At 43.0% G+C, this 12,068-nt stretch carries 12 protein-coding genes; all 12 read left to right on the top strand.

Annotated elements, in window-relative coordinates:
• Positions 1-18 precede the first annotated feature (18 nt).
• The 12 genes from RUMAL_RS11200 (at position 19) to RUMAL_RS11145 (ending at position 11,638) form a co-directional block, all read left to right on the top strand.
• On the top strand, positions 19-399 hold the full coding sequence (locus RUMAL_RS11200; RefSeq protein ID WP_013498855.1) for a hypothetical protein: 381 nt from the start codon (positions 19-21) through the stop codon (positions 397-399).
• A 146-nt stretch (positions 400-545) separates the two neighbouring features.
• The gene (gene recA / locus RUMAL_RS11195) at positions 546-1,742 is read left to right on the top strand and encodes a recombinase RecA (RefSeq protein ID WP_013498854.1); all 1,197 of its coding nucleotides are present in this window, start codon (positions 546-548) and stop codon (positions 1,740-1,742) included.
• Between the two features lies 1 nt (position 1,743).
• The gene (locus tag RUMAL_RS11190; protein ID WP_037303853.1) at positions 1,744-2,379 is read left to right on the top strand and encodes a regulatory protein RecX; all 636 of its coding nucleotides are present in this window, start codon (positions 1,744-1,746) and stop codon (positions 2,377-2,379) included.
• Positions 2,380-2,382: 3 nt separating this feature from the next.
• Positions 2,383-2,787 (top strand): hypothetical protein, encoded by a 405-nt coding sequence (locus RUMAL_RS11185; RefSeq protein ID WP_013498852.1) that lies wholly within the window; start codon positions 2,383-2,385, stop codon positions 2,785-2,787.
• 193 nt (positions 2,788-2,980) lie between these two features.
• Positions 2,981-4,312, top strand: coding sequence for a 30S ribosomal protein S12 methylthiotransferase RimO (rimO, locus tag RUMAL_RS11180; protein ID WP_013498851.1), 1,332 nt, complete (start codon positions 2,981-2,983; stop codon positions 4,310-4,312).
• Positions 4,313-4,324: 12 nt separating this feature from the next.
• Positions 4,325-4,918 (top strand): CDP-diacylglycerol--glycerol-3-phosphate 3-phosphatidyltransferase, encoded by a 594-nt coding sequence (gene pgsA, locus RUMAL_RS11175; RefSeq protein WP_013498850.1) that lies wholly within the window; start codon positions 4,325-4,327, stop codon positions 4,916-4,918.
• Positions 4,919-5,300: 382 nt separating this feature from the next.
• The gene (cysE, locus tag RUMAL_RS11170) at positions 5,301-5,972 is read left to right on the top strand and encodes a serine O-acetyltransferase (protein ID WP_013498849.1); all 672 of its coding nucleotides are present in this window, start codon (positions 5,301-5,303) and stop codon (positions 5,970-5,972) included.
• On the top strand, positions 5,973-6,596 hold the full coding sequence (locus tag RUMAL_RS11165) for a hypothetical protein (protein WP_013498848.1): 624 nt from the start codon (positions 5,973-5,975) through the stop codon (positions 6,594-6,596). It abuts the gene before it with no gap.
• Between the two features lie 21 nt (positions 6,597-6,617).
• Complete coding sequence (cysS, locus tag RUMAL_RS11160) at positions 6,618-8,033, top strand: cysteine--tRNA ligase (RefSeq protein WP_013498847.1); 1,416 nt, start codon at positions 6,618-6,620, stop codon at positions 8,031-8,033.
• A 12-nt stretch (positions 8,034-8,045) separates the two neighbouring features.
• Positions 8,046-8,894, top strand: a complete 849-nt coding sequence (locus RUMAL_RS11155) for a peptidylprolyl isomerase (RefSeq protein WP_013498846.1) — start codon at positions 8,046-8,048, stop codon at positions 8,892-8,894.
• A gap of 244 nt (positions 8,895-9,138) precedes the next feature.
• The gene (locus tag RUMAL_RS11150) at positions 9,139-10,395 is read left to right on the top strand and encodes a hypothetical protein (RefSeq protein ID WP_013498845.1); all 1,257 of its coding nucleotides are present in this window, start codon (positions 9,139-9,141) and stop codon (positions 10,393-10,395) included.
• 262 nt (positions 10,396-10,657) lie between these two features.
• Positions 10,658-11,638 carry a leucine-rich repeat protein gene (locus tag RUMAL_RS11145; protein ID WP_013498844.1) on the top strand — a complete coding sequence of 327 codons (981 nt, stop codon included), beginning with the start codon at positions 10,658-10,660 and terminating at the stop codon, positions 11,636-11,638.
• Positions 11,639-12,068: the final 430 nt, after the last annotated feature.

Here is a 12,068-nt window from a genome sequence, read left to right as displayed (position 1 = left end):
TATCGGCGGTGATGCTTTTTGAAAAACAGGAAGAACTATCTGAAACGCAGATCAAAACTCCGCAGGCTTGTAAATGAGGGCTTTGCTTTTGAAACAGGTTTTGTATGTGATAACTGCGGTGGTATTCTGTACGATTTCCCGATGTATGATGCTAAAGCCTGTTTAGCCTGTGATACATGGGTAGAAGATGTCTGCGGAGATCCTGGTTGTCCCATGTGTGCCAAACGGCCCGCAAGGCCATGGGGTATTCTGTTTGATGCAGGATCCGAACTCAGTGGACATATGGCTATATATCATGCACTTATGAGAAAAAGAAGTCTTCAGGATAACTTTTTTCATAAGAAAAACGGTGCAGAACGTCGTAAAAAACGTTTGGAGTACATCAGAAAGTACACTTAACGCTAAGCGTACAAAATTCGGTACTCAAATCATAAATATGGCAAAAAATCACTTGCAGTCCGTACAAAGGGACAGTTAATGTGTTATAATATATGCAGGAAAGAAAGATTTCCGATAAAATTCAATTTTGAAAGGAAATAAAAAATATGGCTATCGATAAGAAGAAAAAGGAAAAGGACGTCAAGGTCCACAACATCACAGACGCTGAGGAAAAGAAGAAGGCTCTTGAAACTGCTATCGCATTCATCGAGAAGCAGTTCGGAAAGGGCGCTATAATGAAGCTTGGCGATGCAAGAGCCATGGACGTTGAGGCTATACCCACAGGTTCCATGATGCTGGATATGGCACTCGGTATCGGTGGAGTTCCCCGTGGACGTATCATTGAGATATACGGACCCGAGTCCTCAGGTAAGACAACAGTTGCACTGCATATTATCGCTGAAACTCAGAAAATGGGCGGCGAGGTCGCTTTCATAGACGTTGAGCACGCACTTGACCCTGTATATGCCAAGAACCTGGGTGTTGATATAGACAGTATGCTTGTATCACAGCCCGACAGCGGTGAACAGGCACTGGAGATCGCTGAAGCGCTGGCAAGATCGGGTGCTATCGACTGTATAGTTATCGACTCCGTTGCAGCTATGGTAACAAAGGCTGAGATCGACGGTGAAATGGGCGATACTCACGTAGGTCAGCTGGCAAGACTTATGTCACAGGCTATGAGAAAGCTGACTGGCGTTGTTTCAAAATCAAACACCACCTGCGTATTCATTAATCAGGTGCGTGAGAAGATAGGTGTAATGTACGGCAACCCAGAAACTACTCCGGGCGGACGTGCACTGAAGTTCTACGCTTCGGTGCGTATCGAAGTAAGACGCGGCGAGCAGATAAAGGACGGTGGAGAAGTCCTCGGTAACAGGACTAAATGTAAGGTCGTAAAGAACAAGGTGGCTCCTCCTTTCAAGGAGTGTGAGTTCGATATCATGTACGGCAAGGGTATCTCCCGTGTGGGTGAGGTGCTTGATACCGCTGTAGATCTTGGCATCGTCAAGAAGGGCGGCGCATGGTTCAGCTATGAGGATTATAAGCTGGGACAGGGCAGGGACAATTCCAAGCAGTTCCTTCTCGATCATCCAGATATTATGGCTGAGATCGAAAACAAGATCAAGGCTTCGTCTGCAGAAATGATCGCTGCAGCAGGTCAGAAGAACGATAAGAAGTCAAAGCTTGAAGAAAAGGCTAATGCAGGTGCAGGTATCTCAGAGGCATCTGAACCAGATAGTTCTGCGGAAGAGGATTTTGAAGAATTTGCTCCTATAGATATAGGATCTCTCGGTGAATAAAATGCTCAGTATCACCAACGTTTCTGTATACAAAGGCGCTACTTACATCATTGAGTTCGAGGACAGGGACGCTGAGTTTCTCAACCGCGATATCGTCAGCAGATATAATTTAAAGGCAGGCATCAGTCTGCCTTTGTCTGCGTGGGAAGAGATCAAAGCTGAGGAGGAATACCGCAAGGCGCGTGAAAGGGCACTGTATCTGCTGGATTATAAGGATTATTCGTATATTGAGCTTTTCCGTAAGCTGGAAAAGAACTATTCGGAAGATACCTGTTACCGCGTGCTTGATAAAATGGTAGAGCTGGGTGCCGTAAATGACAGGCGCTATGCAGAGGGTCTTGCAAGGCACTATGTTGAGGTCAAAAAATTCGGCAGAACAAGGGCTTTCCGTGAGATGCGCACAAAAGGTCTTACTGCAGAGGTCATAAATGATGTGCTTGATAAATATGATGAAGATGAGGAGAATACCTGGTATGACCGCCTTTATGAACTGGTGGAGAAAAAGTTTCTTCGTTATCTTGATGATGAAAAAGGGGTCAACCGCGTTAAGAATTCTCTTGTAAGATATGGTTACAGCTATGATCTTATCAGAGACGTACTGCGGGATATAGAGGAAGAATATGGCGAGGAGGAGTAGACTATGGATAAGATAAGATATAATGAGGAACAGGAAGCCTTTGAGATATCCTATGAGATATGGGGAAAGCCGGTCAAGGTGCTTTTTTATATGGAAGATCAGCAGGATATAATGGATAATATTTCTGATATCGCTGATAAACTGGGCAGGGTAGAGCGTAATAAATCAAAGCTGGCTGAGATAATCAAGCGCGACGGAAAGTATGACAAGAAAAAATATCCGCTGCTTACCTCCGCTCAGATCGAAGAGATCATGGAGATCGAAAGCGCCTTTGTGGATGAGGATGATGACGGACTTGTGCTGAGCATTTCTGTATCTGCAAAAAACGGTGCGCTTGGTGAAGGTGTTATGATCGAACTTCTTGGTGATGGTTCTATAGAAGTATCCTGCGAGGGTAAGATCTGTTGAGCTAGATATGACCGGTCTTTTCAGCCATGCAGGATAACGCAGAGCTGAAAGGACTGTTGTTTTTTCTGATATCTAGTATGATATGCCACATAATGTAAAAATATTTTTTCAACCCTTTACAAATCAGAAAAAAGGTGTTATAATATAATAATGTAATTGAACGGAAAGATAAATCGATAGGAGTTCTTATTTTATGTCTACAAGAGTGGGAATGGTTTCTCTTGGTTGCCCCAAAAATCAGGTCGATGCTGAGCATATGTTATTTGACCTGAAAAAAGAGGGCTATGAGCTTGTAAGTGATGCCGCACTGGCAGATGTTGTCATCGTTAATACCTGCGGGTTTATTGAATCTGCAAAGCAGGAAGCGATCGATACTATACTGGAATTCTGCACCCTGAAGCAGGAAGGCAGGATCAAGCACGTAATAGCAACGGGCTGTCTGGCAGAGCGTTACCGTGATGAGATGAAAAAGGAGATACCGGAGCTTGATGCAGTAGTAGGTCTTGGCTCAAACGGTAATATAGCCGATATAATAAGGGATATCTACCGTACTGAGGAAAGTATATGTGCATACGGCAGTAAGACCGATCTTCCTATGGAGGGCGGCAGACTGATATCGACTGAGCCGTTCTTTGCATATATTAAAATAGCAGAGGGATGTTCAAACTGCTGTACTTACTGCGCTATCCCGGCGATAAGAGGAAAGTTCCGCAGCAGAAAGATGGAAGATATCCTTGAAGAAGCAAAATGGCTGGCTGAACACGGTGTTACCGAGCTTGTTGTTATAGCACAGGATACTACACGCTATGGTGAGGATCTTTACGGTAAGTCAATGCTTCCCGAACTCCTGAAAAAGCTTTGTGAAATAGATGGATTTAAATGGATAAGAACTCTTTACAGCTATCCCGAACGTATAAGCGATGAATTCATTGATGTCCTCGCAAGTGAAGAAAAGCTTGTAAAATATATAGATATGCCGATTCAGCATTGTAACGCGGAGATACTTAAAAGGATGAACCGTGTGGGCAGTGAAGCGTATCTTCTGGAGCTGATACAGAAGCTTCGTGCAAGGATACCTGACATAGTTCTCAGAACAACGCTTATCGCAGGATTTCCCGGTGAGACAGAAGCTCAGTTTGAGGAACTGTGTGAGTTCGTTAAGAACGTGGGCTTTGAAAGACTCGGCTGTTTTGCATATTCTCCCGAGGAAGGTACCAAGGCTTATTCCATGCCCGATCAGGTCGATGAACAGACCAGAAACAGGCGTGCTGATATAATAATGCAGGAGCAGATGCTGGTAGCAGACAGATACAATCAGGCTCAGCTGGGCAAAACAGTTGAGATAGTCTGTGAAGGTTTTGACCGTTATGCCGAATGCTATTTCGGCAGAGGGGCAGCTGATGCTCCCGATATAGACGGAAAGGTATTCTTTACATCCGAGAAAAAAGTCGCTGTGGGTCAGTATGTCAAGGTCGAGCTTTTTGATACCCTTGACTATGATCTGCTGGGAACTGTAACGGAATAAGGAGGGCTTTCCATGAAGAAAATGAATCTGCCAAATAAGCTGACGGTACTCAGGGTCATACTTATACCGTTCTTTATGTTATTCATGCTTTGGTTTGAGATAGGACCCAGGCTGCACACAGCGCTTGCGATGGCTGTTTTCATCATCGCTTCACTTACGGATATGCTGGACGGCAAGATAGCAAGATCACAGAATCTTGTGACAACATTCGGCAAGTTCCTTGACCCCCTGGCGGATAAGCTGCTTGTTATGGTGGCACTGATATGCTTTACTTTTGAAAGATGGATAGATCCCGTAGCGGTAGTTATCATACTTGCCCGTGAGTTCATGGTTACAGGACTCAGGCTTGTGGTCGCAGGAGAAGGAGTTGTGGTTGCCGCAGGTATCTGGGGCAAGCTGAAGACAGCTTTCACTATGGTGGCTATGATCGCCATAATGTTCCTGCAGATCGTCTATCCCGAGCTGAAGGGTGCACCCGATCTCAACTGGACACACCCTGTATTCCTTATAAACGAATTGCTTATTTGGATAGCAGTTGTGCTTACTGTTATATCAGGCGGTATTTATCTTAAAGCTTACGGTAAATATATTGACCCCAACGAATAATTGAATACCACGAAAATGCGTATCAGCAAGAGTACCCCGCATCTATGGCGTAAAGAGAAGAGCCGTTTGGTGCAAGGCTAAGCCGTGGCGGAGGGAAGTGCGGCTGACAGCAGGGAGAAGGGAACGGCATTTATAGCTCAGTATCTCTCCACGTTTATCCGCGTTAAGGATCTCAAGGCTGTACAATATTTTGTACAGTGAAACGGAGTGGGACAGCGGTTAAATACGCCTCCGAATGCGCTTGTATGCGTGTTCGGAGGCTTTTGTTGTATATACTGTATATGTTTGATATAGAAAATAAATGTTTCTTTAGCGTCTACGAGGATGTAGAGACGTGTGATATGCTGAAAGGCAGACTTTCGGCGGATACGGAGGATAGGTAATGAGCAATTTTATCGGCAGGATAATAAGCACCTATAAAGAGGAGATACGCTCTATCAAAGAGAGAGACCCTGCGGCTACAAGTACTTTGGAGATACTGACATACTCGGGTCTTCACGCTGTTGCTATGTACCGTGTGGCTCACTGGTTCTATTTAAAAAACTTCAAGTTTATTGCAAGGCTGATATCTCAGACAGCTCGTTTTCTTACCGGTATTGAGATACACCCGGGTGCAAAGATAGGAAAGGGTCTGCTAATAGACCACGGCGCAGGTGTTGTCATTGGTGAAACAGCTGAGATAGGCGATAACTGCCTGCTGTATCAGGGATGTACCCTTGGCGGTACCGGAAAAGATCAGGGCAAGCGACACCCTACACTGGGCAATAACGTCATGGTAGGCTGCGGTGCTAAAGTTCTGGGTCCTTTCAAAGTTGGTGATAATTCAAAGATAGCTGCGAATGCTGTGGTGCTTGAACCTGTTCCTGAAAACTGCACTTGTGTAGGCGTACCCGCAAGGGTAGTAAAGCAGAACGGCAAGCGTACCCTCGATCTTGACCAGGTCCATATCCCTGACCCTGTTTCGCTGGAGCTGTGCAAGGAAAGACTTGAGATCGATCGTCTAAAAAAACGTATCGAAGAACTTGAAAAACGCCTTGATCAAGAGGGTGAATAAATGGACACTATCAAACTGATCGAATATATTCTTGCAAAACCGTATTTGTTTACGGGCGGTGAGAATCTTACAGCGCTGAGATATTTCCAGTTCGGATATGACTTCTGCAAAGCATCTAACGGCATACTGAGCGACAGTCCCGAGAAGTATTCTCTTCTGCCTGCAGACTGGAGATTGTTCACGGATTATATCAGGTGTTCACTGACTTATGATGAACCCAATGCGGATTGGTACGATATACTTATGACATATTTCGGTGATAAGGAAGGCTACCGTATGTTCGTCAATTACTTTGACAGTTTCCGCAGACTTGAGATTAAGTCATACAAGCGTACACCGATTACTGATGAACAGCAGAGAACTTTTGCTGAGCATACGGGAGGGAAGATCAATCCATACTGCTATTATGCTGTTTGTCTTGCTGACAGCGCAGGATGGCTGTCAGCTTATGAAACTGAATCGAAGATCATCCAGCGCAGAAAGTTTTTCAAGGACGAAGCTGCACTAATGGATGATGCATACTCGCTGTTCGGTGGTGAGTTCAGCTGGTTCAGCGTAACGGGTGTAAATGAACTTAATTTCAAAAAGCCCGTAAGAATGGAGATCACAGGTAAAACCAAGTAATATATATGGAGGTAACATATAATGAAGATCTATAACACACTAAGCCATAAGGTAGAGGAATTTGTTCCGAACGAGGCAGGTAAGGTATCTATGTATACCTGCGGTCCTACCGTGTATCACTATGCACATATAGGCAACCTCAGAAGCTATATCATGGAAGATGTTCTCGAAAAGTATATGCGCTGGACAGGTCTTGATGTTAAGCGTGTAATGAATATAACAGATGTGGGACATCTCACCTCTGACGGTGATACAGGCGATGACAAAATGCTCAAGGGAGCAAAGCGTGAGCATAAGACTGTCATGGAGATAGCTAAGTTCTATACCGATGCTTTCTTCGCTGACTGCGCTAAGCTCAATATCAAGACCCCTGATGTTGTCGCACCTGCAACTACATACATCGATGAGTTCATCAAGGTCATCTCTTCACTTATTGAAAAGGGCTATGCCTACGAGGCAGGCGGAAATATCTACTTTGATACTTCAAAGCTGGACGAATATTATGTTTTCCATAATTTCAGCGCTGAAGATCTGGAAGTAGGTGTACGTGAGGGCGTTGAGGAAGATACCAATAAGCGCAACAAGGCAGACTTCGTGCTGTGGTTCACAAAATCCAAATTCGATGATCAGGAGCTTAAATGGGAATCTCCATGGGGCGTTGGATATCCCGGCTGGCATATCGAGTGCAGCTGTATCTCTATGAAGAACCTGGGTGATAAGCTTGATATACACTGCGGCGGCGTTGATAATATCTTCCCACACCATACTAATGAGATAGCACAGTCAGAGGCTTATATCGGACACAAATGGTGCAACTACTGGTTCCATGTGCATCACCTTAATACCGATACAGGTAAGATGTCCAAGTCAAAGGGCGAGTTCCTGACAGTGTCACTGCTTGAAGAAAAGGGCTACGATCCCCTTGTTTACAGATTTTTCTGCCTACAGTCACACTACAGAAAGTCACTGGTGTTCTCCTGGGAGAACCTTGACAATGCAAAGACTGCTTATGATAAGCTGACAGCAAGGATCGCTGCACTGCTGAACGAAAAGGATGCAGCACCTGCAGATGCCGCTAAAAAAGATGAGCTCAAAGCCGCTTTCGCAGCAGCTATGGATGAAGACCTCAATACTTCAAACGGCATGACTGTCATCTATGATATACTCAAATCCGATGCTTCTGCAGCTACAAAGCTGGCAGCTATCGAAGATATCGACAAGGTACTTTGTGTAGGTCTTATTGCTGCTGCTAATAAGCTGAATGAGAAGAACAGCTCTGCTGATATCCCTGCTGAGGTCATGGCTCTTGTTGAGGAAAGACAGGCTGCCAGAAAGGCTAAGGATTTTGCAAAAGCAGATGAGCTCCGCGATAAGATAACCGCACTTGGATATGAGGTCAAGGAAACTCGTCAGGGCACTACCATAACTAAGCTTTAAGCGGAGGATATGATGGAAAAAAAGAATACTAAGAATAATTATTACGATCAGCAGCGCAGACGACGTTTCAGGATCTATTTCAATTTCTCCATGATAGCTCTTGCTTTTGTACTGGCGTTCTCTCTTTTCAGCGCTTGCCAGAGGATGAGATCAGGCGGAAGGCTCGATCCTGAAAATGTTGAACTTATACAGTATCAGGTGCCGAAGGATGATGCGCCGGTTGTAGTATTTGAAACATCTGAAGGTAATTTCACAGCTGTTCTTTATCCCGATCAGGCTCCCAAGTTCGTTCAGTACTTCGAGGATCTTGTCAATGATGGTTACTATGACGGTACTTACGTATTTGCTGTACAGAAGGACGTGTATTTCATGGGCGGCTCGAAGGCCTCTGACGGCACTGAAACCTCAGATACTGATAAAACTTCCATAGATTCCGAACTTCACAAGGATCTGTGGCCTTTCAGGGGTGCTCTTATCTCCTATGGTGATAAAGGCGGAAGTATATTTGATAAAAAGGTAATGTCAGGCAGTAGGATCCTGTTTGTTGATACTGTTGAATTTACGGATGAATTCAAGGCTGAACTTGATGATGCAGGGGGAAACAAGGAACTTGTAGAAGCCTTTAAGCTGAAAGGCGGTGTACCTAATTTCTCTCAGCAGTATACAGTATTCGCTCAGGTCTATGACGGTTTTGAGGCTTATGATGCTATATGCGGTTCTGAAGTAGTTAAGGAAGATGAAGATCTGCGCCCCAAAAAGGATATCATCATTAAAAAGGCTTATATCTCTACTTATGGCGAACATAAGAATGACAGTTTCTTTACTCTTGAAAAAGACAAAAATACAACTGATACCGAATGATATAAAGGCACTCCGAAAGGGGTGCCTTTTTAACCGTTCATTTATAAAAAACACTTTTTTCACGATTAATTGTGCAATTACGACAGCTGGAAACATTTGTTAGCTTAAAAGAATTACACTCAAATTTGTGGGTTCACTATTTATTCACTAACTGTATTAAAATTATTTATTCCATTGTGCTATAATATTCATTGTATTCAATTAGGAGAGTGAATCGCACTAATTATGAAAAGTGAGGTATAAAATGGTTAAACACAGTCTTAAACTTTGGATAGGTATAGTTGTTATTGTTGTAGTAGCATTTTCAGGACTTGTTATAAGACACTCGCTAAGAAAAGATCCGATGTCGATCGAGCGCTCAGAGAAGAGCCTCTCGCATAAGAGTAATGTCACCGGATTCAATGAGGATACAGCGAAGGACAGCGATGTTGAAAATGAGAACGGTAACGAATCTGAGATCGCTTTAGACGGTGATGAGAGTGCGCCTTATGAATATGGCGACATCATAGTGACTCAGTCCACCCAGAGGATCAACAACCGCCGCAATACCGATGCAAATGCTTCCGGAGCTTCAACGGCAGAGTTGATAGCAGAAAGAAAACAGAAAGCACAGGATGAGCTGGATGCTGCTAAAGAAAAGTATGAGCAGGCAGAACAAAAGCTAAATCAGTGTAATACAGCTCTTGATGAAGCCAAGGCTGGAAGAGATCAGCTGCAGAACGAATATGATTCTGCAAAGGCAAAGCTTGATGAAGCTAACCGCAATTATGATGAAAGCCAGAAGGAAAACTACAATAAGGGTATGCTGGGTTTCTTTGAGAGCGTTGGTGATCAGATGGGAGTTGATACACTTGTCGGTTCTGACCTTATCTCTCTTGTTAATTTTGCAGATCCTGCTGATGCTGCTTCACTTGAATGTATGAAGAAAAGCGTGGATTATCTTAAATTTGTAAATCAGGTAAGGGTCGCTGAAGGTATGCCCGAGATCAGAGTAAGCTGCAAGCTTATGGCTCTGGCAGCCCTCAATAACGATCTTTATGCTGCTGACAGCAATAATTCAAACGGTACAGGTCTTGACGAAGATCTTGCTATCGGTTTTGATGATCCTTTCACAATATGGTATTATGATGAAAAGGATTCACAGGGCGGAAATTATCTCAGCCTTATAAATGAAGCTCATAAGGGTGCAGGGTTCGGTTTCAGCCATAAGAAGGGAAATGTTCATAATGTTCTTTTCTGTGATGAAGGCTATGATGCAGGTAATCTTGTGTCTGTAAAGGATTTTGCCAATAAGTTCAACAGCTACTATAGCAGCGCGATCAAGGGTAAGAGCACAGAAGCTGCAGAAGATCAGTTCAACCGTGTTTCATCTGCACTTGAAGCTGCAAAGCAGAATGTCAGTGACAGAGTGGCTTCCGCTCAGGCAGCATCAACTGCTTTCGGTTCTGCTAAGACCATCTATGAGCAGAAACTCAATGCTGTTAAAGCATTTGAAAAGTGATTTCATAATCTATCTGCCTTGTCCCTGCGGGGAATAAGGCAGTTTTTGTAAATGGATGATTTGAAGATCAGATACATAAGGCGCTAGGTTGTTGTGTCCTGAATGATTAAAATGCGTTATGAACGTAAAATTGATGAAATTGCCCGAAAAAGCTTGTCTTTTCGGGCTTTCTTCTGCATTTATGGCAATTGACAGAAATTAGGTATTAGGGTATAATAGTAAAGTAATGTAATCATTTTGTAATATATTGATCGGAGGAACTATGTTAAATAAAAGACTGGCAGCTTGCCTTGCGGCAGCTGTATTCATTATCGGCGGCAGCGGAGTACTGCCCATTACTGAAAAAACAGATAACATAACTGCTTATGCTGATTCTTACGGTGATTTTAACTATGAGGCTGTCAGCGGCGGTGTAGCTATAACAGCTTACACAGGTAACGGGGGCAAGGTCGCTATACCCTCGAAAATTAGCGGTAAAAAAGTTGTTTCCATAGCTGATAATGCATTTTTTCAGTGCGATGCCATAACTTCGGTAACTATACCTTCCACTGTGTTATCTATCGGTAACAGCGCATTTATGGAATGCGAATCAATGACATCAGTGTCGATACCCGATTCTGTCAAGACTATCGGTGTATGTGCCTTCAGCGGATGTTCATCACTTAAAAAGCTAAATCTTCCTGCATCTTTAAAAACAGTGGGAGAAGCTGCTTTTGCTGATTGTACAGCTCTTACATTGGTTACTTTACCTGATGTAGGCGTTACATACAAGTATGAAGCATTTCTTGGTTGTACTTCTCTTAAAACGGTAAATATACCTGCGAATACAGCTGAAATAGAGGATGCAGCCTTCGGTTTTACCATTGGTGACAGTGAGTCGGCAGTTTATACCAAGCTCAGCGGTTTCAAGATCGGATGCTATATGAACTCAAAGGCGTATATCTACGCTGTTCTGAATGATCTGAAATATGAGATTCTTGATCCTGACACTCCGGATATAATCTTTGGTGAGGATGATGACGATACAACAGGTGATGAAACTGCTCCCGGCGATGTTAACGGTGATGATATTGTAAATATAGTTGACCTTGCTATGACGGCTGGTCATGTAAAAGGAGTCAAGTCTCTCAGCGAAAAACGCAAGGCGAGAGCAGATGTTAGCGGTGACGGTAATGTTAACGTTACTGATATTTCGATGATATCTGCTTATATCAAAGGTAAAAAAATACTTAAAAAGCACTGATTCAGGGCTTTTTAGCGGATAATATGTTTACGTGACCGTGTAGATAGATCTGCACGGTCTTTTTTTATTAGTCGAATTTGACAAAAATAAATATTGTTAATGTTAATAATGACGTGAAGTAAATTTTTATATATAAAAATATTGACTTTCAAATATTTTCATTTGATTTCATATGTCCGATTTGTCCATTTTTAAAACGCTATTTGTATTGTAAAATTTGGTGTAATAAGCTAAAATATATAAAAGAAGGTCGTTGTATGCTGCAATTTTGTTTGCAATTTACATAGAATGTAGAACTTTTGGTCAGATCACAGGTAAATTACCGCAAAGTGGATTAAAATTTGTGTAATATGCATCAAGAAAACAGCTTAATTTATTTGATTCTTTGAAACCCGATGTTAAAAAACATAAACTATCTATAAAATAGATA

Source organism: Ruminococcus albus 7 = DSM 20455 (assembly GCF_000179635.2).
In the GTDB taxonomy this organism is placed as follows: Bacteria; Bacillota; Clostridia; order Oscillospirales; family Ruminococcaceae; genus Hominimerdicola; species Hominimerdicola alba.
This window is presented reverse-complemented; position numbering and strand designations above follow the sequence as displayed.